Here is a 22481-nt window from a genome sequence, read left to right as displayed (position 1 = left end):
ACTCGCATCGATACGACAGGATCGGAGCATGACCGCCGCGCCGCCGATTCTCGCCGGAGTTCCGGGCACGTTCCCGCACAGCGTGTTCCACGACCGACACCCCGTCCTGATCGATCAGGTCATCGCGGGTCACCCGTACGATCCCGCCCAGCGTGCGGCCCTGCTTCGCCTGCTGGACGAGAGTCGCGACGGGGTGATCGAACAGCTCCACACCGCAGCGTCCGATCTGCCGCACTGGCTGGCCTGGGGCCGGGATCTGTGGGGGCGTCCATGGCGTGAGGCGTCGTTCCTGTGGGCGGAGAGCTATTTCTACCGCCGCCTGCTGGAGGCGGTCGGCTATTTCGGGCCCGGAGCATGGGCCGGGGTCGATCCGTTCGCGCCCAAGAAGTACGCCGAACTGGACACCCCGCAGGTCGCCGCCGAACTCGCGGCCCTGGCGGACATCTCGACCGCGCCCGGTGACGCCGCCCGCGACGCGCTGCTGCGCTCGGCCCTGTGGGGTAATCAGGCCGATCTCGGATTCCGGCTCACCGCGGGTCCGGGTACCCGCAGCGGTCTGCTGGCGGACGACAGCGCCCAGCTGTGGTCGGCGCTGGACGGCGCGAACGATGCGACGGTCTGCCTGATCGCGGACAACGCCGGTCGCGAACTGCTGCCCGATCTGGTCCTGGCCGACCACCTGCTCAGCACGGGCCGGGCGGCTCGGATCGTGCTCTACCTCAAGCCGCAGCCCTACTATGTCTCCGACGCCACCCTGCACGATCTGCTGGCCGTCCTGCGGTTGCTGCGCACGGCGGCCGAACCGCAGGCGCAGCGCATCGGACAGCGGCTGTGGCAGGCGATGAGCGAGGATCGACTCCTCCCGCGCACGCACGAATTCTTCTGCGCCCCACTGACATACCACGACCTACCGGCCGACCTGACGGCCGAGCTGTCCACTGCCGCGATGACGATCCTCAAGGGCGACCTGAACTACCGCCGCCTGGTCGGCGATCGTTACTGGCCGCCGACCACACCCTTCGCCGACCTGGCCGACTACTTCCCCTCCCCGGTGACCGCGCTGCGCACCCTGAAATGCGATGTCGCGACGGGCCTGCCCGAGGGCCGCGCCGCCGAACTCGACGCCGCCGACCCGTCCTGGCGCACCAGCGGCGACTACGCGGTCATCCAGTACGCCCGGCCCCGGACTACGGGTGACATGTGAAGGCGGCACACTGCTGAGCCCACTGCAGTCAGCCGCTCAGCCCACCTCGGCGACCAGCTCGAGCGCTCGGCCCAAGGTGATGAGCTTGTCCCGCACGGTCTCCCCGGCGGGATACAGGCGCACGGTGTCCACGCCCGCGTCGCGCCAGACGCGGAGCCGTTCACGCACCATCTCCTCGGTGCCGATCAGCGTCGTGGCCAGGACCATCTCGTCGCTGACCAGTCCGGCCGCACCCTCGCGGTCGCCGGCCTGCCACCGCTCCCGGATCTCGCCGGTGACCTGCGACCAGCCCTGGCGGCCGTAGGCGGCGTTGTAGAAATTGGTGCCCGCACTGCCCATTCCGCCGATGCTGAACGCGAGTTCCAGTTTCCGGGTGCCGATGTGCGCGTGCAGTCGATCGGCGTCGTCGAACAGCGCGACCTCTGCGCCCTGGCAGATGTCCAGATCGCCGCGGGTGCGTCCGGCGGCGGTGAGTCCCGCGTCGAGATGGTCGAAGTAAGCGTGCGCACCCTCGGGAACGAAGCTCGTGCCGAGCCAGCCGTCGGCGATCTCGCCGGTCAGTTCGAGCATTCTGGGGGAGAGGGTGGCCAGGTAGATCGGGATGTCCGGATTCGCGGCCTTGGACAGTCGCATCGGCCGGGCCTCACCGGGCAGCGGAATCCGGAAGTGCTTGCCGGAGTAGGAGATCTTCTCACCCGCGAACACCTGCCGCAGAATCTCCACGGTCTCGCGCATCCGGGTCAGCGGGTGATCGAACCGCACCCCGTGCAATCCCTCGATGACCTGCGGACCCGACGCGCCCAGTCCGAGCAGGAATCGTCCCCCGGACAGATCGGCCAGGGTCAGCGCCGCCTGCCCGATGGCTACCGGAGTGCGGGTGCCGAGCTGAATGATGCCCGAGCCCAATGTGATCCGATCGGTGCGGGCCGCCAGATAACCCAGCACGGACGGCGCGTCGGACCCCCACGCCTCGGCCACCCAGCACACGTCCAGGCCGAGTTTCTCCGCCTCGAGGACGAAATCCATGGTCTCGCGGGTGTTGTCGGAGATCTCGACGGTCGTCGCGGTTCTCATCGCGCCTGTTCCACCAGTGCCTTGATCGCCTCGACCGTGCCGGTCATCGCCGATTCGAATTCACGCATCCGGACGAACACGATCTTCTCCTCCTTGTCCGGCATCCGATCGATGGCCAGCGACAGCCCCGACCGGGCCGGGCCCAACCGCATCCACTCCCGCAGCGCGGTGCCGCCGTCCCGCGGCTCGAGCGTGAAACGCCATGTGGCGGTCGGGTTCTCCGGATCGTTCACCGCCCAGGCGAAGGTGTTCGGCGCATCGCATTGCACGACGTGCGAGGTGGTCTGCCATTCACCGAGTGCCGGATGGCTGTTGCTGCCGAGGAACGTGTTGCCGACCGCCGGGCCGGTCGCGTCGCCCAGCCAGTTCGCGGCCTGGAGTTCATCGCTGAACTGCGGCATCAGCGTGATGTCGGAGACGATCTCCCAGACCCGCTGCGGTGGGGCGTCGATCCAGATCTCGACCTCGGCTGTCGGGCCGTCCGCGTACTTCGCGCCCGTCCACTCCATGGGAACACCTCCGTATCATCCGCTGAGCTGCATAGTCTCGTAGTTGAACTATGGATGTCAAGCGAACTGCGGAGCGAAGCGGGGTCGCTGTGCGAGTCAGGGCGCGACCGGTCTCGAATCAGCTGATCCCGCCGCCCGAGACCTGGACGCGTCGGGTGGCACATGACGCGACCCTGCCATCGATGCGGAACTGCATTCAGTGCAATTCCGCACTGCGAGAACGTATTTCGACGTTCGGAGAGCTGCCCGTCACCGGGACGGGACATCGAAATGCAGGTCGAGTTTCGGATCACCCGCGCCGTTGAGCGTGACCACTGCCGAGACCGGCAGATGCCCGCTGGCGCACAGTGTGTAGTCACCGGGGATCAGATCCGCGAGCGTGTAGCCGCCCGACGCATCGGAGACGGTCGCGGCGACCACGGTCCCGTCGGCGGCCAGGAGCGTGATGCGGGCACCCGGGATGGGCATATCACTGTGGTCGTGCCGGACCATGCCGGAGATCGCGGCCGCATGGGCGAGCGCGAGATCGCAGCACACCCTGTCCTCGGCGCCCACCACGACCGGCGCGGCCGTGGGCCGGAACCCGGGAGCGTGTGCGGTGAGCGTGAACGTCCCGGCGAACAGCCCGGGAACCGCAAAGTTGCCGTGCACATCGGTCGTGGTGGTCCCGACGACCTCGCCGCGGCCGTCGATGACCACGATGGTGGCCAGCGGCACCGCCGTGTCGCCGGGTGCCAGAACCCGGCCGGACAGGCTCGCACCACCGGCCAGCACCACATCGTGCACGACCGGTTGCGTGCCGATGGACAGCGGCGTGGCATGTGGCCTGCGGGTATCGGCCGCGGTGATCAACACGTACTGTCCGGGCGGCGGCAAGAGCAGTGCGAATCCGCCGTCGGCCCGCGAACAGGCGCGGCCGTGCTGATGCCCACGATGATCGATCAGGGTGAGCGCCGCGTCGGCCACCGCCCGGCCGTCCGCATCGGTGACCCGTCCGCCGATACCGGGCACGCTGCCGTCACCGGTCGCGGAGTGTTCGGCGACGTCGCGGGATTCGGTGTACTCGTCACCGTCGGTGACCGCAACCGGCCCACGGCTGCGCACGAGCGAAGCGACCGCCGCGACCACCGACATCGCGATCGCCATCGAGAACACCACGACCAGCCCGTCGTGGAACGGCTGTGAGACCAGATGCGGGAAGAACTGCCGTCCGGTCAACGTGGCGGCATTGCCCGCGGGCAGGTGATTCAGAATGTCCGGCCCCAGCAGATGCTCGATCGGGTTGTAGCCCAGGAATGCTGCGAACAGCACACCCACCGGCGGCAACGCCGAGATCGATCGGGCCGCCGCGGCGGGCACACCCTGATCGGTGAGCCCGGTGAACAGCGTGTGCGGCATCGATCCGGCGAGCCCGGCGATCATCAGCGAGAAGAACACGCCCATCGACAGCACCATGCCCGCGTTCTGGAACGTCGCGCGCATACCCGAGGCCGCACCCCGGGCCGCGGCCGGCACGTTGGACATGATGATCGCGGTGTTCGGCGCGGCGAACAGCCCGCTGCCCAGCCCGTTCACGAACACCAGCAGCGCGAACACCCAGTAGGCGAAATCGGTTGGCAGCGCCAGCATTCCGCCGAAGGACAGCGCCATCACCACGAATCCCGAAGCGGCGAACCCTCGTGCGCCGAACCGGTCCGACAAATGTCCGGCGATCGGTCCGGCGACGAGGAATCCGCACGTCAGCGGCAGCAGATAGATTCCGGCCCACAGCGGTGTGTCCGCGTAGTCGTATCCGTGCAGCGGCAGCCAGATGCCCTGCAGCCAGATGATCAGCATGAACTGCAGTCCGCCCCGGGCGATCGCGCTCAGCAGCGTGGCCGCGTTACCACCGGCGAATTCGGCGTTGCGGAACAGTCGCAGCGGGAACATCGGCTCGGCGACCTTTATCTCCACGATGCAGAACACCACGAGCATCACCGCGCCGCCGATCAGCCCCGCCAGCACCCACGGATTCGTCCAGCCCATGGTGTGTCCGCCGTAGGGCTGAATGCCGTAGGTGATTCCGGCCAGCAGCGCGGTGAGCCCGATCGCGAAGGTGAGATTGCCCCACCAGTCCATTCGTCCCGGCGTGCGCACACCCGTCTCGTGCAACGAGCGATATGCCCACACGGTGCCGATGAGGCCGATCGGCACGTTCACCCAGAACACCGAGCGCCAGTCCCACGCCACCAGCGCACCGCCCAGGATCAGCCCGACGAACGATCCGGCGATTCCGGCAACCATGTTGACGCCCAACGCCATTCCACGCTGACGCGCCGGAAACGCGTCGGTGAGGATGGCCGCGGAGTTGGCCATCAGCATCGCGCCGCCGACGGCTTGGACCAGCCGCCAGCCGATCAGCCACAGCGCCCCGCCCGCACCGTGCAGCGGATCCAGCGACAACAGCACCGAGGTGACGGTGAAGATGCCGAATCCGGCGTTGTAGATCCGCACCCGCCCCCACATGTCACCGAGCCGCCCCAGTGCGACGACCAGCACAGCGGTGACGAGCATGTACCCCATCAGCACCCACAGCAGGTAGCTGACGTTGCCGGGTTGCAGTGGATCGAGGCGGATGCCGTTGAAGATGCCCGGTAGCGAGATCAGCACGATCGAGGCGTTGACGGTCGCGATGAGCATGCCGAGGGTCGTATTGGTCAGGGCCACCCACTTGTAGCGGGGATGGTCGACACCGATCCAGGTGCTGCGGCCCCCGGGCCCCTCGCCCGCGGCTCGGGTCAGTTCTTCGATAGCCATCGATCTGTTCCGTCCGTCGAACTCCGGCAGGGGTTTTCGGGAAAACCCCTGCCGCACTTACTTGTCGAACACGTCGCCGGGTTGTACCGCCCGGCGCACGATGGGCAGCGCGGTCCGCATCGCCGCATCCAATTCCGCGCGCTCCCGGTCGGGGAGCGCGGCCAAGCGCTCGGCGAGCCAGTCACGGCGCTCGCGCCGCCGCTCGGCGAGGATCCGGCGACCGGCCTCGGTGACCTCGACGAGGCATCCGCGCCCGTCCTGCGGGTCGGGCCGGCGCTCGACCAGCCCGCCTGCCTCGAGTTTGTGCACCAGCTGAGTCATCGACGGCTGGGCGACGCCCTCTGCGGCGGCCAGCGCCGTGAGCCGCTGTGGGCCATGCCGATCCAACCGGCCGAGGGTGGAGATCGTCGTCAGGCTGATCTGTTGCCGACTCGGCAACTGCCGCACCAGCATTGCGGACACCTCGATCAGGGTCGAGGCCATCTCGCCCAGGTCCTCATCGGGGTGCGACGTGCTCATATGTCGTGTGTATCACATGCCTATATAGGCTACCTATGTTTATTGGGGACGAAATTCTCTACGGAACGATCGATCCGGTGTCTCAGTGCAGGGGAGCGGACCAGAACAGCCGGGTGCCCGTCTTCGTCGGAGCCGCCGGGCCCACGGTGAACCGGCCGCCGGACCGGTCGGCGCGCCGACGCAGATCCGCCGATGCGGAGGAGAACGGATCGCGCGGATTCGGTGCGCCGTCATCGGTGACCAGCACCGTGAGATCGTTCGCGACGCCGACCGCGATCTCCACACATGTGGTGCCCGAACGTCGCAAGGCCGCGGCAACCGCTTCGCGCACAACGGTTTCCGCGTGTTCGGCGAGTTCGGGTTCGATCACCGAGAGCGGCCCGTCGACCCGCAGCGCGGACCGCACCTCGCGGTGCGCGCACTGCTGCCGGATCGCCCACTCGAGGCGTTCGCGCAGTTGCGCCCCACGCCGGTCGCCGCCGTGCAATTCGAAGATGGAGGTGCGGATCTCCTGCACCACATCCTGCAGATCGTTGACCACGCCGGTGAGCCGGTCGCGCACCTGGTTCGATGTCGTGCGCGGAATGGTGCCCTGCAGGGTCAGGCCGATGGCGAACAACTGCTGGATGACGTGATCGTGGAGATCCTGTGCGATCCGGTCGCGATCGGTGAGGATGTCGATCACCTGCATGCGCCGTTGTGCTCGCGCCAGCTGCATCGCCATCGCCGTCTGATCGGTGAATCCGGTGACCAGATCCGTGACTTCGGCCGAATACTGTGCCGATCCGGCGGCTCGCAAGAGCACCAGTACCCCGATCCGGGTATCCGGTGTGTGCAGCGGCGCGATGAGGACGGGACCGATGTCGGGGACGAGTTCGGCCAGATCGCAGGATTCGGCGTCGTCGAACGTCGCGGACCGGCGCTCGCGCAGGACCGTGCCGACCGCGGTGCCATCGATGCTCAGTGCGTGTCCGGGTCCGAATCGTCCTGTGGGACCGGACCACTCGGTGATCTCGAGCTCATCGGAGGTCGCGTCGGGGTCGTCCGGATCCGGTGCCAGCGCCAGACACGCCCACTCGGAGCCGGTCAGCCGCAGAGCCCGGTCGGTGAGGTCCGCCAGAACTTCCGTCGTGGGGGCGCCCGCCAGGAATTCGGTGGTGATGTCGCGGGTCGCCGCGGTCCAGTCCTGGCGGGCACGGACCGATTCGTAGAGGCGGGCGTTGTCGATCGCGATCCCGGCCGCGGCGGCCAATGCCTCGACGATGACCCCGTCGTCGTCGGTGAACGACTGCCCGCCGGACTTCTCGGCCAGGTACAGCCCGCCCAGGGCATCGTCCCGAATCCGAACGGGCACACCGAGAAACGACCGCATCGGCGGATGGTTCGCTGGGAAGCCGATCGCGGCGGGATGTGCGGCGATCTCGCTCAGACGCACGGTGCGCGGGTCATCGCACATCAGACCGAGCAGCCCGCGCCCCTGCGGCAGGACACCGATCCGCTCGAGCGTCGCGGCATCGATGCCCTGATGGACGAACTTGTCCAGATGGCGATCCGGGCCGTACACGCCCAGCGCACCGTAACTCGCGTCCACCAGGCTGACCGCGGTGCGCACGATGGTGTGCAGCGTGTCGTCCAGGTCGAGTCCAGAGGTGATCGCGAGGATCGCCTCGATCAGTTCGTCCATCCGGTCCCGGACATCGATGACCTCGTCCACGCGCTCCCTGACCTCGGCGAGCAGTTCTCGCAACCGTAACTGGGAGAGGGCATCACGGATCGAATACGGTCCGGATCCGGACGCATGTCCGGAACCCGTCGAGGCTTCGGACCGGGGCGTCGCGGTTCGCGCTGCCCCGTCCGGCAGATCGGCCATATCGGGCAATCCTGACGGTCGGCGGTATCACGCTCGGGCCCGGAAATCATACGCCCGGATCGGTGCATTCGACCCCCTGGTGCCCGGGTGATCCGCTGCTGAGGACCTTCTTCTCTGTCGGACGCACCCGATGTGGTGATCGGATGGAACACGACACGGTAACGAAACAGCAGGTGTCAGGGAAGGAGACGGTCGCGACGTGTGGACCGAGCCGAGCCCCACTGGTGCTGACCCGGAGCCCACGAGCGGGGAACCTCCGGGATACGGCACCGTCGTCGACCTCGATCGCACCGAGGTGATGCAGTTGCTGGGTCGAGCGCCGTGCGGGCGCGTGGTCTTCACACGCGACGCGCTGCCCGCGATTCGTCCGGTGCGCCATATCGTGCAGGACGACCGGATAATCGTGCTCGTCCGCCTGAACTGCCGCACGGCCGCCGTGTGCGGCTCGCACGACCGGATCGTGGTCGCCTACGAGGCAGACGACCTCGACCCGCGCGGACAGACCGGGTGGGCCGTGGTCGTGACCGGTCCGGCGCACCCGATCACCGACCCGGACTTGATCGCGCGGTACGAACCGATGTTGCGATCACGCCTGGATCGGGTCGGAGACGTCCTCGTGGCCATCGAACCGACGCTCGTCAGCGGCGTCGCGCTGCGCGGCCCGTGCTGATCCTCAGAACGGATTATGTTGTCCCGTGCGGAGTTTGGATGCGTACACCGCCGCCTGCGTCCGCCGTTCGAAGCCCAGCTTGGCCAGCAGTCGCGAGACGTAGTTCTTGATGGTCTTCTCCGCCAGGAACATGCGCTCGGCGATCTGCCGGTTGGTCAACCCCTCGCCGAGTAGCTCCAGCAGTTTGCGCTCCTGCTCGGTCAGCACGGCCAACGGGCCGTCGGCGCCCTCGCGCAGGCGCGTCATCAGGGCTGCGGCGGCTCGGTTGTCCAGAAGGGATCGGCCCGACCCGACCTCCTTGATCGCGCGGGCCAGCTCCATCCCCTTGATGTCCTTCACGACATAACCGCTGGCGCCGGCGAGGATCGCGTCCATCATGGCCTGCTCGTCGGTGTAGGAGGTCAGGATGAGACAGCGCAGGCCGTCCATCCTGGAAAGTAGATCACGGCATAGTTCGATGCCGTTCCCGTCGGGTAGGCGCACGTCCAGCACAGCCACGTCGGGCCGTAGCGAGGGGATGCGCGCCATTGCTTGCGCCACGTCGCCCGCCTCGCCCACAACGGTCAGCTCGGGGTCCTCCCCGAGCAGGTCGACCAGGCCGCGACGCACGATTTCGTGGTCGTCGACCAGGAACACCTTGATCATCGGCGATATCCGTTCTCCGTCCGGTGCTTTTGGCTACGATAATCCGTCCATCTGGCTCGCACAGCCCATCTGACCAAGCCGATCGCGATAATCAGATGAAGGGACAATGCCCAGTAAACCAAAATGGCGCCGTAGTCGGATGCCCAGCCGGGGAACCGAGGTAGGCAGGCCGCTGCTGCTGCGAACATCACTGCAGCGACCGCAAGTGCGGGCCAGATCGGTGGGCGGGTTTCGGGAACGGTCGGCCCGGTATGCAGTCGTGCGACAGGAATGCTGTTCAACCTCGGTCCTGAATGTGTCGTCGATGGGTACGGAAAACAGCTCGCTGTGATCAGCTTTGTCGGTTCCGCGGGGGCCGGGGAGGGCCGGGCGGCTCGCGGCACCGGGACGAAAGTCCCCGACATGCCGGTTCACCTGCGGATAACGAGCGTCATTCGCTCCCGGCGGTCGGCCGGGGTTCGCATCGGCGAGCGAGTTCGAGCATCCGGGCTCGGTATTCGCCGGGCGTCATCCGCCCGGCGAGCCGCGCGGCCAGCAACGTGTTCTCGGCCGTCAGCGCGGGCCAGACCTGTCGGGGTGATGCCCATTCGACGCTCATCCGCATATCGATCACCGCGGCGGGCTGATCCTGTGGCGCCGGGGGAGTGGGCCGAGGCGGTCGTCGATGTCGACGTAGACGCACACGATGTATCCGCCCGGTGATGCGCAACGCGACGACACACCAGGCAACCAGCACGGCCACCGCACACCCGGCGAAGATAACGATGTCCACCCACATCACCTCGTCCCTCAAGGTTACTGCGAAAGCACGTGCCCGAGAACGGTTTCCGGCGAGCGATCGGGATCGGATCCAGACCGCTACACAGCGGATACCGCGACGTGCAGTTTCCGAAACGCGAGCCGTCCACTCGCCCGGCCGCGTGGTCGTCTTCCGAAGCCTCCGGCGATCCGAACGGTTTGCGAAGAAACACTCATACTCAGATATTCGCATCCAAACATGTGTCTTCTCCGAGTTGTCGCGCAGACGTGGGGGAGAGGTCGCGAGCGCCCAAAGTGCCCGGACTGCAAGCAGTTTCAGTTTCGGAGGAGGGCGAGGTAGGGGAGGCGGCGCGAAGTCGGATCAGGTTTGGCGGCCTCCAGCCATGCCAGTCTGTGGCGGAGGATCCGGCGCTTGATCGGTACAGGTGTCTTTGGTAATCAATCAATTTGTGTATCGCCCTATGCGCATCTATATATGTAATCCACTCCAGATGGAATCGCCAACCCCGGTGCAAGCCACTTTCAAACGGCCCAGAGCTGAAGGCGGCAGCTTCTCGGGTGGGTGGGTGGTGAGGTTTCGGCGGGCGGGTCGGTTTCGTTCGGGTACAGGAGTGGCGGTAGGGGAGGCCATCTAGACGTTACTGTCGATAACAGGTACCCTTCGGGTGTGCCCGGTCACGGTCGTCCGGGCGGGATCGCACGGAACGGATACCTCAATGACGCGGCATGTCGACGTACTGATCATCGGCGCGGGTCTTTCTGGAATCGGGATGGCCTGCCATCTGACCCGGGAGGGGACGGGGCGCAGTTACGCCATTCTGGAGCGGCGGACGGCCATCGGCGGGACGTGGGATCTGTTCCGCTACCCGGGGATTCGGTCGGATTCGGACATGTACACCTTCGGGTACGGGTTCCGGCCCTGGAACGGGACCAAGGTGCTGGCCGACGGGCCGCACATCCGGCAGTACGTGGCCGACACCGCCGCGGAGTACGGGGTGAGCGAGCACATTCGGTTCGGCCGGCGGATGACCGAGGCGAGCTGGTCGAGCGAGGCGGGGATCTGGACGGTCACCGCGATCGACGAGCAGTCCGGTGAGACCGAAACTTATACGAGCAATTTCCTGGTCGGCTGCACCGGTTACTACGACTACGACAAGGGCTACCGGCCGGACTTTCCGGGCGAGGAGAAGTTCCGCGGGCCGATCGTGCATCCCCAGCACTGGCCGGAGGATCTGGACTACCGCGACAAGCGAGTCGTGGTGATCGGTAGCGGCGCGACCGCGATCACCCTGATTCCCGCGATGAGCCGCGACGCGGCGCACGTGACGATGCTGCAGCGTTCGCCCACCTACATCACCGCCCTTCCGGCGGAGGATCCGGTGGCGGTCGGATTCAAGGCGGCGAAGGTGCCCGACGCGATCGCCTACCGGATCGGCCGGGCGCGCAACATCGCGCTGCAGCGCGCGAGTTTCCAGCTTTCGCGCACGAATCCGAAGTTGTCCCGCAAACTGCTGTTGAGCGCGGTGCGGATGCAGGTCGGCTCCGGAATCGACATGCGCCACTTCAGCCCGAAGTACGACCCGTGGGATCAGCGGCTGTGCGTGGTCCCCAACGGGGATCTGTTCAAGGTGCTGCGCGACGGCAGTGCCTCGATCGCCACCGATCGGATCGAGACCTTCACCGAGACCGGTATTCGGCTCGAGTCGGGAGAGGAGCTCGAGGCGGACATCGTCATCAGTGCCACGGGGTTGACGGTGCAGATACTCGGCGGGGCGCAGGTGCTGATCGACGGCGAACCGGTGCAGACGCGGGATCTGGTGGCGTACAAGGGCGCACTGCTGGGCGGTGTGCCGAACGCGATGATCGTGCTCGGCTACACCAACGCGTCCTGGACGCTGAAGGCCGATCTGGCCGCCGAGTACTTCTGCCGCTTGCTGAATCATATGCGGTCCCATGGTTATTCGACGGTGGTGGCGGTTCCGCGCGAGGGCGATCGCTCGGAGCATTCGATGATGGGCGGCGCACTGACTTCGGGATATATCCAGCGCGGTGATGCGGTGATGCCGCGGCAGGGCACGCGCGGCCCGTGGCAGGTGATCAACAACTACTTCCGGGACCGCAAACTGCTGCGCAAGGGCGCGATCGAGGACGGTGTGCTCGAGTTCGGCCGACGTTCGGCCGCGACGCGTCCGGCTGCGGAGTCGCGTTCGGCCTGAACGACATCGGGCATCTCGGCCGGGCCGATCAGCGGACGACGCGGCCCGTGTCGGCAGGGCTGGTCGGGTGCGACGCGACAGGGGCTCGGCCGACCAGATAGCGCGAGATGTGGGTGGGGAGTGGGAAAGTTCCGGTGGCGAGGCCGGAGACGTCGAATCCGGCGGCGGCCAGGGCGTTGTTCGTTCGCCGGTTGGGGTGACAACCGTCGGCGAGTGCGTGCCAGGGCGACTCGGTGAGGTCCTGCAGACGGCCGAGCAGGGTGCCGTCGGCGGCGCGGATGTGCTCGAGCACGAGCAGTTCACCGTCCGGCCGCAACACTCTGCGGAGTTCGGCGAGAGCGGCCGCGACGTCGCCGACGCTGCACAGCAGAAACGGTGACACCACAGTGTCGAATACGCAGTCCGCGAACGGCAGCGCTTCGGCGACGCCATCGATCAGGTCCAGCTCGACACCGAGCTTGCGCGCGCGACGCGCGGCCACGGTCCGCATTACCGGGTTCGGCTCGACGGCGGTCACCGCGGTGACCGCCGCGGGCAGGTAGCGCAGGTCATGGCCGGGTCCCAGCCCGACGATCAGCAGGTTCCCGCGCGCGGACGACAACAGCCCGGCCCGCACCGGCCGAACCAGGACCGGTTCGGCGCCACTCATGAGCACGCTGTACCACACCGCGAAAAACCGGCTCCGCATTTCCACTCCTGCTCCCCAGGAATTTCAGTGCTGGATCGGGAGTCCGTCCCGCCGGGATGTCTCGAATCCCGGCGGGACGGGAGCTTTTTCAGACCCCTGCCATGGTTCGGTCGACGATCTCGGCGGCCGGCGCGTTCTTCTTGATCGATTCGATCCCGTTCTTGCACGCGGCCTTGCTCTCGTACGCCTCACCGACGGCGATCACTTCACCATTGGCGGCCTTGAGCCGAAACCGATACTTGTCGGCCTTGTCCTTGTACATCTCGAATTTCGCTGCCATCTCGGTTACCTCGGTTCTCGTTGACCTGATAACACATGACCCGAAAACAGTAGAACCCCACGCACGACGAACCCCACAAAGATCCGGAATAGTTACCATTCGGCAATCGCATCACCGAGCTGCGGCGGGCTCGGCTGGAGGGATTGCCCGCGTGCGCCGTGCCCGTGCCGGCGGGGCGAGTTCATTCGGCGGCGCCATCTGGGATAATACCGGGGTATTATAGTTGCTGCGTGGAGTACCAATGGTGGGTCGGAGCTCGCTCCTTCCTCGACAATGCCCACGTCGCGAAGTGGGAAGTGATCGAGGTGTTGTACTCGCCCCGACGGTGGCCGCGGACGGCGACCACGAAGGACGGGTTACCGGTCCTGACCGTGTGGGGCCGGACCGACGAGGGCCGTCCGCTGGTGGTGGTTCTGCGTCAACTGCCCCTCGTACCCGGCGGGTGGCAGATCCTGCTGGCGGCGCCGATGGGACCACGCCAGCTCGAGGAGTTCACTGCATGGGAGGCAGACCGATGACCGACAACTATCAACCGCAGCCCGGTCAGGACCCGCAGGAGTTTCTCGACTCGCTGACCTACAGCGACGACGCGGGTGTGCCGGCGTTGCCGCCGACATCGGCCGAGCTGGAGGAAGGCATGGTCACCACCTCGCTGAAGATGCCCAAGGACATGCGCGACCGAGTCCGCGACAACGCCGCCGAGCAGGGCATCACCGCGTCGATGCTGATTCGCCAGTTCATCGAAATGGGTTTGGCCGCCGAGCAACCCGGTCGGATGATCCCGCTCTCGGATGCGATCCGCGCCCTCAACAGCCTGCGCGCGACCGCCTGACCGGATCGGTGCCCGGCCAGGATCGGCGTCGACGAGCGAACGCTGCTGCGATCCTCCGGCCGCGAAGAGTGATCGGCTCTGCACGCCTTCCATGTACCGACATCGCCGATTGTCCCGCCGCCCCCGAGGTTGTCACAGCTGATAGTCGTCGATGTCGGTACTCGCGGGCGGTTCGCCGCCGGCTGCGCTGAAGGCGGTCAGGGCCCGGATCATTCCGTTCCGGTCGGCGGCGGGCATGCGCTCGACGACAGCGGCGATCTCCTGGCGGCGGCGATCGGTGACCCCTGCGACGACCTCGCGCCCGCGCGCGGTGAGTTCGATGATCAACTCGCGGCGCGATTCCGGGTTCTGTTTGCGATCGATCAGGCCGGCGAGCACGAGCCGGTCGACCATCCGGGTCGCGGTCGACGGCTGCACCTTCAACAGGCCGGCCAGAGTGGCGATCTTCGACGGTCCACGCGTCGACAGGATCACCAGGGTGCGAAACTGCGGGATGGTGATCGTCTCGTCGACGTGAGCGATCGAACGCGCCGACAGGGCCACCAGCAACCGTGACGCGGTCAGCAGGGCGTCGGTGAGTTCGTCCACCGAGGCTCCTGCCACCTGTTGCCGAGCCCTTCCCGTCATACCGACCTCCGTTGTCGCGTTACGCATTCCCCGGTCATCCTGCCGTCTCGCCGGAGTTACAGGAAACCGCACCGCCGGGTACCCGGCTCCCACGGCACTGTGTTTCTCCCGAACAACTCTCGACCACACCTCTCCCGGCGCCGGCTTCGGAGGAAATCCCCGATGGCAGCGAGGGTTTCGCCCCATGTGTCGGGTCGAATTCAAGCCCACTACAATTGTTGCACTGTGCATGTGTTTGAGGATGGCGGTGTGGTGCGGATGATGAGGGTTCTGCGATGACCGGGATGCGGATCGGAACAGCGGCGCCGGAACGGCGAAGGCTTCTGCCGTTGCCGGCGAATATGCCGATCATGGACTGGATGCGCCGCAGCAGCGGCGGGCTGGTGACGCTGGCTGTGATCATCGGCGCGGGCTCGGGCCTCGGGGCGATCGTGTTCCGTTGGCTGATAACGACTTTCACCCGGATCCTGTCCGGGCACGCGGACTACTCGGCGGCGGGCAGGGTTGCCAATCCGCACATCCCGGTGCTGGGTATCTGGTTCGTGGTACTGGCCCCGATGGTGGCCGGGGCGATCTACGGTCCGCTGGTCACCAAGTTCGCGCCCGAGGCGCGCGGGCACGGCGTGCCGGAGGTGATGTACGCGGTCGCCGCGCGAGGTGGCCGGATTCCGCCGCAGGTCACGGTGGTCAAGGCGCTGGCTTCGGCGCTGTGCATCGGCGGGGGCGGTTCGGTGGGCCGGGAGGGACCGATCGTGCAGATCGGGTCCGCGTGGGGTTCGAGTCTGGGCCGACTGACCCGGATGCCGGAGAACCGGCTGCGCATCCTGGTCGCCTGTGGTGCGGCCGGAGGCATCGCCGCGACGTTCAACGCACCGATCGCGGGACCGTTCTTCGCGATGGAGCTGATCCTGCGGGACTTCGCGGCCGAATCGTTCGGCGCGGTGGTGCTCTCCTCGGTGACCGCCAGCGTCATCGGCCGGGCCGCGTTCGGGGACAACCCCTTTCTGGATCTGCCCGCCTTCGGTCTGAAGTCGGGGTGGGAGTATCTGATCTTCGCACTGCTGGGCATCGTGATCGGCGCTGTCGGGGTCGCGTTCACGCACATCCTGTACTGGATCGAGGACGCGTGCGACTGGGCGTGGCGCGGACCGGAATGGCTGCGTCCCGCCGTGGGCGGCGTGCTGCTGGGCGGGCTCCTGCTGGCCCTGCCGCAGATGTACGGGGTCGGATATCCCGTTCTGGCGCACGCGATCGACGGCCAGTACGTCGTGTGGATGCTGTTGGCGCTGATGGCCGGCAAGATCCTCGCCACCAGCCTGACCATCGGGATCGGCGGCTCAGGCGGGGTGTTCGCGCCCTCGCTGTTCATCGGCGCCATGGGTGGCACCGCATTCGGAGTTGTCGTGCACCAACTGTTCCCGGCCGCGACTGCCGCTCCTGGCATGTATGGGCTGATCGGTATGGGAGCGGCGTTCGCGGGCGCGACCCGCGCGGCGATCACCGCCGTGGTCATCCTGTTCGAGCTCACCGGCGAGTACAGCATCATCCTGCCGCTGATGCTGGCCATCGTCACCGCGACACTGACCTCCAAGATCCTGTCCCGCGAGACGATCTACACATTGAAACTGACCCGCCGCGGCGTGAACCTCGATGCGGCGCATCATCGTTCGGCCGCCCACCTCGAGCGTGCGAGCGTGGCTTCGGTCATGGAACCGATGCCCGAGCCGATCCCCGCCCGCACCCCGCTCACCGACGCGGCTCGCGCAATACTGCTGTCCCCGAACGGAGTCGTGCCGGTGACCGGCCCCGACGAGCAGTACCACGGCTGCCTCACCGCTCAGTCGGTGGCCGAAGCCCTGTCCGATCCCGCCGCAGACCGGGCCACCGTCGGCGACTTGGCGGTCCTGCCGCCGGGTATCATCGAAACTGCCACTCTCGCAGACACTCTCGACACACTCCACACCTCCACGAGCACCGGCCTGCCGGTCCTGGACCGCGCCGGGAACACCGTGGTGGGCTGGCTGACACACCGGGCGGTGCTGCTGGCCGTCCAGAATCCACAGACCGGCTGAACACCGCCGCCCCGGTGGGGTGTTACGGGATCCTCACCGGGGCGTGCCCGGCCACGGCTGGTATCCGCCGAGACCGGACAGCGGCCGCGCTGCCGCACCCCGCGCCGGTAGTTCGGCCTTCCAATCCCCGTCGCGCCAGACCTCGGTGACACGCAACGCACTCAGGTCCCCGCCGGAGGTCCGCAACGCCACGTATGGTTGAATCCCGTTGCGACATCACCGTTCACCCGGCTCGGACCCCACATGTCCGTGAACGGCAACCGCGCCCCGTGCCATGTTTTCCAGCTCGTGTGGCCGCGCCGCATGCCCGTGCAGGGCTGCCAGTCGCGCGTTGTAGGCATCCAGCGCCGCCTGTTCGTCATCGATATCGCCACCGCCGGAGGCGAATTCCCCCAAAGTGGCGCGGCGGCGCACACCGTCGAGCCAGGGCCCGAAGCTGCGAGCGCTGTTTCCCGACCGCACCCACAGCCCGGCGACCAGGACCATCAACAGCATCATCAGACCGTCGCCCCCCAACCACATGATCACCCCCGCGATGTTCTGATCGGTCAACGCATCGGGCCCCCAGGAGCGCGAGGCGGCATAGGCCGGCGCGAGAACCGTCGAGGACATCATCAGCGTCACCCCCACCAATGTGTCCGGCCCGACGCAGACCGCCAGGACCAGCAGCCGCAGCCCGTACGGCCACGGCGGTTCCACCGACAATTCCTCCCCGGCCAGCGGCACCAACAGCAGATACCCGCTCACCAGATACAGCAGCAACTCCGCGTCGTGAATCCACATATGAGTCGCCATGGCCTGCTGAAAACCGGTCAGATGGGTGAGCACCAGCACCGCGGCATACAGCGGGACCGTCAGCCGCGCCGACAGCAACGCGCGCCACGGCCACCGCAACCGAGCCCGGTCGATCACACCGCGGGTATGCCGCCCGCCGCCCTGGTGCAGCAACCGGATCGGCTGCGCCCACACCAGCAACGCCGGAATCACCGTGATCATCATCAGGTGGACCACCATGTGCGCGGTGAACAACTGATGCGCGTAGATCGCGACAGCGCTGTCCAGCACCAGCACCAGGCACACCAGCGCCGCACACCAACTCACGATCCGCACCGGCGGCCACCGCTCGCCTCGCCGCCACAGACGCACCACCAGTCCCATGTACCCGAATGCCGCCAGCAGGAGCACCACATCCGCGACCGGCGAGAAGGTCCAGGTGGTCAGCACATCGGCGAATGTCGGCGCCCTGCTGGTCATCGACATACTCATACGAGCATTATGCAACTGTTGCTCACTGCACCTGATTCGGGCATCGGTTACCCGGGTCCGCCGGTACCCGTCCGTTCGCGAAATACTCTGCAGCCTCGGCGATGTCTTCGAACACATCGCGCTGTTGGTTGTGCGGATCGGTTGGCGGTGTCGCCCGCGGCCGCATGCTCATCGACCACAGTCCGCAGCGCGTCGTTGGTGCCGTAGTGCCGCATGGTCAGCGCCGGGGAAACGTCTGCGGTAGTGGTGATCTCGCGCTCGGTCACCGCTGTCGACCCGCAAGGAGGGCTATCAGCACTCCAGGACTGTGTACCGGCCGAGGCAGGTGATGATCGCGGCACAACCTGTCGGCTATATGGTCCGTGGAGTAGATCCGCGACGAAGGAGCGACGATGGCGGTGGCGGCGGAGTCGGATGTCGTGGTACCGGATTGGTTCACCGGGGCTGTCGCGCAGTTGCCCGAACGTCGTGAGGTCGAGGTCGACGGGGTTGCGATTCATCTGCGCTGTTGGGGACGGGCCGGAACGCCCGGTGTGGTTCTGGTGCATGGCGGGTCGGCGCATTCGGGCTGGTGGGACCATATTGCTCCGCTGCTCGCGACGACTCGTCGTGTGGTGGCGCTGGATTTGTCCGGGCACGGTGACAGCGCCACGCGATCCCGGTACCCGATGGAGGGTTGGGCCGATGAGGTGATGGCGGCGGCCGAGGCCGCGGGGATCGATGGACAGCCATATATCGTCGGGCACAGTATGGGCGGGAGGGTGGCCGGTGTGGTCGGTGCCCGGCATCGCGAATCGGTTGCGGGCCTGATCGTCATCGATTCGCCGTTTCAAGAGCCGTCCGAGGAGGCCATCGCCTGGCAGTTGCGTCGCATGCCGAAGACGTACCCGAGCGAGGACGAGATCTGTCGCCGGTTTCGCACTGTGCCGGAACAGGACATCCTGCTTCCCTACATCGCGCGACATGTCGCCGCGGAATCGGTGCGGAAAACCGATGACGGATGGGTCTGGAAGTTCGATCCCGACATGCTGCGCAAGCGTCTCGAACAAGGGCGTATCCCACCCCTCGAACCACTCCGGACCGGAGAGATCCCGGTGATTTACCTCCGTTGTGAACGTGGGTTGGTGAGCCGGGAGCGGGCCTCGGAGATTGCGGGGCTGTTCGACCGCCCTGCGACGGTCGTCGAATTGGCCGAGGCGGGCCACCATCCGATGATGGATCAACCCCTTCCACTCGTCGCGACTTTGCGCACGGCCCTGGCTCAGTGGGATTCGATCCGGACGGTCGCGTCCTCGCCGCCGGGCATTCCCGATCCCCGATAGTTGGCGATGTTGAAGTCGAGATCCGCGCGCACCGTGTTCGGCGCGGAACTTGCCGCCCACCCGGACTATCCGAAGGTGTCGATGCTGACGGTCGAGGTCGCTCGAGGTCTGGCCTTCAGTGCTCCGATCCGCCGCGGGCACGGTGAATCGGTAGTGCTCGAGTACTGGTGCGAGGCCGCCGGCACCATGTTCGGCCGGCACGCCCCCGGCGGCCACCACGCCGATCGCGAGCACGACCAGGTCGTGGTCCGAGTTCCTCAGCCGATCATCCCGAGTTGCCGCGCGATCATCAGTGCGGCTTCGGTCTCGAGGCGGTTGACCGTCAACGGGTGGCCCAGGACTTCTTCGGCGCGGCGGATGCGGTAGTGGACGGTGTTCTTGTGGACGTGCATGCGGGCGGCGGCGTCGGTGAGGCTGCCGCGCGTGTCGAGATAGGTCTGGACGGTTTCGCGTAGGCGGGTGGTTGCCTCGTCGTCTCGCATGAGGTCGCCCAGTACTCGTCGCACCCAGGCTCGGGCGTCGGCCAGGTGATCGACGAGGAGGCTGGCCAGGGCCACCCGCGAGTGCAGTGTCAGTGGCGGGGCGGGCTCGGAGAGCAGGGCGAGGTTGCGGGCGCGTTGGGCATCGCGGAAGGTCTGCCGGAATCCGTCGAGGCCCGATCCGAGTTCACCGACTGCGATGTGGATATTCTTGCGCCGCAGGAGATCCCGCAGCAGGCGATCTTCGTCCAGGACCGGCTTGCCGACCGAGGAGATCCAGGCCCAGCAGTGTCGCTCGTCGATCAGGGCGGTGAGGGGTTGTTTGCCGGTGGCGGTGGCGAGCATGGTGGTACCGACCTGGAGTAGGTTGATTGCGGCGGTGGGCGTGCGGATCCAAACGATCGCGGCCAGGTGCCAGCCGCGAAGTGAGGTCCCCAGCATCTGTTCCGCGTCGGTCAGGTCGAGATTGTCGGTGTCCAGTACCGCGCGGATCTGTACCGCGCGTGCGGTTTCCGAACGGGCATCCCACCGGCGACGTTCGCTCTCGTAGATGTCGATGATGCCTTCGATGACCTGATCGATGTAGCCGTTGACCAGACCGGCACTGCGACTTGTGATTTCGAGTGCGAGGGCGGGTGCGACGTCGTGCGCGCGCAGGTCGGCGATGGTGCGCTGGGTGAACCAGTGATCGCCCAGCCGGTAGGCGCGCAACAGGGCTTCCAGCGACAATCCTTGCTGCGCGAAGCGGCGGGCGTATTCGGCGGCGGCGGGCGGCACGGTGATGTCGTCACGGGAGATGCTCAGGGCCAGCATGTCGAGGATGGCGGCGACGTTGGAGGCGGTGCTGGCGATCATCAGCCGCCGGACTTCGTCGTCATGGCGAAACTCGGGGATCACCTCGATGAACATCGAGGTCAGCTCGCTGGTCAGGTCGTCGAAATCGGCTCTGAGACGTTCGGCGAGCTCGAGGGTGGCCTGGTTGACGTCCGCGCTCATGCCGGGACCGTACCGGACGGCCGGAGCTTTCCCGGCGCATTTTCGCAAGTTATTGTGCCACCGGTACAAATGCGCATCGATATTCTGGGATGCGGGCCCGTAGTCGGGTGTCGGTTCACACACCTATCTTTGTGTGTAATCCGAATCACACCGAGTCAGGTCAGGGAATCGTGCAGCAGATCGTGGATTTACCGGTATTTCGTGCCACGTGTAATCCGAGTGGCCCGTGTATTGCGGACGAGCGGGAGCAGCTCGACAACGCCGAATTCGCGCGGCGGGTGCGCGTGGCGGCGACCATTCTGCACCGGCATGGCGTGCGTAGCGGCGATGTGGTGGCGGTCGTGCTTCCGAATCGCCTCGAATTCGTGGTGATTCTCTTCGCCGCGTGGCGGCTGGGCGCGGCGGTCACGCCGGTGCGGCCGGAGTCCACCGCCGAGGAAGTGAACTACCAGGTCGGCGACTGCCGGGCTCGTGTGGTGGTGACCGAGGCTGGAGCGTGCGGGACTCTCGGCCTCGCCGAGCTCGCCGGAGCCGAGATCGACCGGAGCGAGGTCGTGCGGGTCGAGTCCGGCTGCGCTGCGCTCGTCATCTACACCAGCGGTACCACCGGCCGTCCCAAGGGAGTTGTTCTCGACCACGCGAACATCGCGGCGATGTGCGCCATGCTGGTGGGCGCGCTGGAATTGGACGACACCGACCACAGCCTGCTGATCCTGCCGCTGTTCCACGTCAACGGGATCATGGCGAGCATCCTGTCGCCGCTACTCGCCGGCGGGCAGGCCACGATCGCGGGACGCTTCTCGGCATCGGCGTTCTTCGACCTCGTCGAACGTGTCCGGCCGACGTATTTCTCGGCGGTGCCGTCGATCTACGCCATTCTCGTTGTGCAGCCGGTCGAGCTCACCCCGGACATATCGTCGCTGCGCCGGGTGATCTGTGGCGCGGCGCCGATGCCCGCCGAGCTCATCGAGCGTTTCGAGACCCGTTTCGGCGTGCCGATCGTCGAAGGCTACGGATTATCGGAAGGCACCTGCGCGTCGACCCTGAACCCGCCCCGGGGACCTCGCAAACCCGGCACCGTCGGAGTTCCGCTACCCGGGCAGACCGTGGCGATCATGGACGACACCGGACGTCTGCTCGCCCGGGGAACTCGCGGCGAGGTCGTGATCCGGGGCGCGAATGTGATGCGCGGCTACCTGGGGCGCGAGGAAGCCACCGCCGAGACGGTGGTCGAGGGCTGGTTGCACACCGGCGATGTCGGCTACTTCGACCAGGACGGTTACCTCGTACTGGTCGACCGGATCAAGGACATGATCATCCGAGGCGGGGAGAACATCTACCCCAAGGAGATCGAGAACGTCCTGCACGCCCACCCCGCGGTACTCGAAGCCGCGGTGGTGGGAGCGCCGGACCCGATCCTCGGGGAGGTTCCGGTCGCACACGTGGTGCCCGTGCCCGGCACACCGATCGAGGCCGACGCCCTCGTCGAGCACTGCCGCCGGATGCTGAGCCGCGCCAAGGTGCCCGTGGAGATCATCCTCACCGAGGCGATGCCGAGGAATGCGGTGGGAAAAATCGATAAAAGACAGCTGCGTGCGCTCGTCGCGGATGTCATGTCGGGGGATTGAAAAAACTCACTGCCCAAGCGAAATCCGAT

The 22481-nt window shown here is 66.8% G+C and carries 21 protein-coding genes and 2 pseudogenes; 8 read left to right on the top strand and 15 right to left on the bottom strand.

Annotated elements, in window-relative coordinates; translation table 11 throughout:
- Window positions 1-28: 28 nt before the first annotated feature.
- The gene (locus K7711_RS26885) at window positions 29-1204 is read left to right on the top strand and encodes a damage-control phosphatase ARMT1 family protein (RefSeq protein WP_222972251.1); all 1176 of its coding nucleotides are present in this window, start codon (window positions 29-31) and stop codon (window positions 1202-1204) included.
- A gap of 36 nt (window positions 1205-1240) precedes the next feature.
- Here K7711_RS26885 and K7711_RS26880 read toward each other — a convergent pair whose 3' ends face one another.
- The 6 genes and pseudogenes from K7711_RS26880 to K7711_RS26860 all read right to left on the bottom strand — a co-directional run bounded on the left by K7711_RS26880 (window position 1241) and on the right by K7711_RS26860 (window position 7972).
- On the bottom strand, window positions 1241-2278 hold the full coding sequence (locus tag K7711_RS26880) for an LLM class flavin-dependent oxidoreductase (protein WP_222972250.1): 1038 nt from the start codon (window positions 2276-2278) through the stop codon (window positions 1241-1243).
- Window positions 2275-2787 (bottom strand): SRPBCC family protein, encoded by a 513-nt coding sequence (locus K7711_RS26875; protein WP_222972249.1) that lies wholly within the window; start codon window positions 2785-2787, stop codon window positions 2275-2277. Before K7711_RS26875 ends, K7711_RS26880 begins: the two co-directional genes overlap by 4 nt.
- 249 nt (window positions 2788-3036) lie before the next feature.
- Window positions 3037-3561, bottom strand: coding sequence for an MSCRAMM family protein (locus K7711_RS49005; RefSeq protein WP_372460201.1), 525 nt, complete (start codon window positions 3559-3561; stop codon window positions 3037-3039).
- A 6-nt stretch (window positions 3562-3567) separates the two neighbouring features.
- A pseudogene (locus K7711_RS47830) lies at window positions 3568-5466 on the bottom strand (MFS transporter); the annotation flags it as partial.
- A 174-nt stretch (window positions 5467-5640) separates the two neighbouring features.
- On the bottom strand, window positions 5641-6102 hold the full coding sequence (locus tag K7711_RS26865; protein ID WP_222972247.1) for a MarR family winged helix-turn-helix transcriptional regulator: 462 nt from the start codon (window positions 6100-6102) through the stop codon (window positions 5641-5643).
- Window positions 6103-6184: 82 nt separating this feature from the next.
- Entirely contained in the window at window positions 6185-7972 is a 1788-nt protein-coding gene (locus tag K7711_RS26860; RefSeq protein ID WP_222972246.1) for a GAF domain-containing sensor histidine kinase, read from the bottom strand.
- A 199-nt stretch (window positions 7973-8171) separates the two neighbouring features.
- Here K7711_RS26860 and K7711_RS26855 point away from each other — a divergent pair, with 199 nt between their 5' ends.
- Window positions 8172-8642 (top strand): pyridoxamine 5'-phosphate oxidase family protein, encoded by a 471-nt coding sequence (locus tag K7711_RS26855; protein WP_372460196.1) that lies wholly within the window; start codon window positions 8172-8174, stop codon window positions 8640-8642.
- Between the two features lie 3 nt (window positions 8643-8645).
- Here the strand turns inward: K7711_RS26855 and K7711_RS26850 are convergent, their stop codons facing one another.
- Window positions 8646-9287, bottom strand: coding sequence for a response regulator transcription factor (locus tag K7711_RS26850; RefSeq protein ID WP_040821938.1), 642 nt, complete (start codon window positions 9285-9287; stop codon window positions 8646-8648).
- A gap of 430 nt (window positions 9288-9717) precedes the next feature.
- A complete protein-coding gene (locus tag K7711_RS26845; protein WP_222972245.1) occupies window positions 9718-10059 on the bottom strand; it encodes a hypothetical protein in 342 nt (113 codons plus the stop codon).
- A 703-nt stretch (window positions 10060-10762) separates the two neighbouring features.
- On the opposite strand from K7711_RS26845, the gene K7711_RS26840 reads away from it, so the two are divergent.
- Window positions 10763-12262, top strand: a complete 1500-nt coding sequence (locus K7711_RS26840; protein ID WP_222972244.1) for a flavin-containing monooxygenase — start codon at window positions 10763-10765, stop codon at window positions 12260-12262.
- Window positions 12263-12290: 28 nt separating this feature from the next.
- Here K7711_RS26840 and K7711_RS26835 read toward each other — a convergent pair whose 3' ends face one another.
- Both K7711_RS26835 and K7711_RS26830 read right to left on the bottom strand, forming a co-directional pair.
- Window positions 12291-12950: a class I SAM-dependent methyltransferase gene (locus tag K7711_RS26835; protein ID WP_222972243.1), complete on the bottom strand. Its 660-nt coding sequence runs from the start codon at window positions 12948-12950 to the stop codon at window positions 12291-12293.
- An 88-nt stretch (window positions 12951-13038) separates the two neighbouring features.
- Window positions 13039-13230: a YegP family protein gene (locus K7711_RS26830; protein ID WP_040821941.1), complete on the bottom strand. Its 192-nt coding sequence runs from the start codon at window positions 13228-13230 to the stop codon at window positions 13039-13041.
- 230 nt (window positions 13231-13460) lie between these two features.
- Here K7711_RS26830 and K7711_RS26825 point away from each other — a divergent pair, with 230 nt between their 5' ends.
- The gene (locus K7711_RS26825) at window positions 13461-13748 is read left to right on the top strand and encodes a hypothetical protein (RefSeq protein ID WP_235747856.1); all 288 of its coding nucleotides are present in this window, start codon (window positions 13461-13463) and stop codon (window positions 13746-13748) included.
- The gene (locus K7711_RS26820) at window positions 13745-14062 is read left to right on the top strand and encodes a BrnA antitoxin family protein (protein WP_222972242.1); all 318 of its coding nucleotides are present in this window, start codon (window positions 13745-13747) and stop codon (window positions 14060-14062) included. The genes K7711_RS26825 and K7711_RS26820 overlap by 4 nt, the downstream gene beginning before the upstream one ends.
- Before the next feature lie 132 nt (window positions 14063-14194).
- Here the strand turns inward: K7711_RS26820 and K7711_RS26815 are convergent, their stop codons facing one another.
- Window positions 14195-14689 carry a MarR family winged helix-turn-helix transcriptional regulator gene (locus tag K7711_RS26815; protein ID WP_222972241.1) on the bottom strand — a complete coding sequence of 165 codons (495 nt, stop codon included), beginning with the start codon at window positions 14687-14689 and terminating at the stop codon, window positions 14195-14197.
- A gap of 350 nt (window positions 14690-15039) precedes the next feature.
- Between K7711_RS26815 and K7711_RS26810 the strand changes: the two genes are divergently transcribed.
- Window positions 15040-16761, top strand: a complete 1722-nt coding sequence (locus tag K7711_RS26810; RefSeq protein WP_222972240.1) for a chloride channel protein — start codon at window positions 15040-15042, stop codon at window positions 16759-16761.
- Window positions 16762-16794: 33 nt separating this feature from the next.
- On the opposite strand, the gene K7711_RS26805 is transcribed toward K7711_RS26810, so the two are convergent.
- From K7711_RS26805 to K7711_RS26800, 3 genes and pseudogenes are all read right to left on the bottom strand, one after another.
- Entirely contained in the window at window positions 16795-16953 is a 159-nt protein-coding gene (locus tag K7711_RS26805; protein ID WP_222972239.1) for a DUF8175 domain-containg protein, read from the bottom strand.
- Window positions 16923-17102, bottom strand: coding sequence for a DUF8175 domain-containg protein (locus tag K7711_RS49640; RefSeq protein WP_504740680.1), 180 nt, complete (start codon window positions 17100-17102; stop codon window positions 16923-16925). Before K7711_RS49640 ends, K7711_RS26805 begins: the two co-directional genes overlap by 31 nt.
- A 124-nt stretch (window positions 17103-17226) precedes the next feature.
- Window positions 17227-17919: pseudogene (locus tag K7711_RS26800) on the bottom strand (cytochrome c oxidase assembly protein); the annotation flags it as partial.
- Between the two features lie 500 nt (window positions 17920-18419).
- Here K7711_RS26800 and K7711_RS26795 point away from each other — a divergent pair.
- Entirely contained in the window at window positions 18420-19349 is a 930-nt protein-coding gene (locus tag K7711_RS26795) for an alpha/beta fold hydrolase (RefSeq protein ID WP_222972238.1), read from the top strand.
- Window positions 19350-19606: 257 nt separating this feature from the next.
- Here the strand turns inward: K7711_RS26795 and K7711_RS26790 are convergent, their stop codons facing one another.
- Window positions 19607-20824, bottom strand: coding sequence for a PucR family transcriptional regulator (locus K7711_RS26790; RefSeq protein WP_222972237.1), 1218 nt, complete (start codon window positions 20822-20824; stop codon window positions 19607-19609).
- A 170-nt stretch (window positions 20825-20994) separates the two neighbouring features.
- Here K7711_RS26790 and K7711_RS26785 point away from each other — a divergent pair, with 170 nt between their 5' ends.
- Entirely contained in the window at window positions 20995-22452 is a 1458-nt protein-coding gene (locus K7711_RS26785; RefSeq protein ID WP_308014962.1) for a class I adenylate-forming enzyme family protein, read from the top strand.
- The last annotated feature ends 29 nt before the right edge of the window (window positions 22453-22481 follow it).

It is taken from the genome of Nocardia coffeae (genome assembly GCF_019890715.1).
GTDB classification, from domain to species: Bacteria; Actinomycetota; Actinomycetes; order Mycobacteriales; family Mycobacteriaceae; genus Nocardia; species Nocardia jiangxiensis.
The sequence above is the reverse complement of the archived record's forward strand: the minus strand, read 5'-3'. Positions and strand labels throughout refer to the sequence as shown.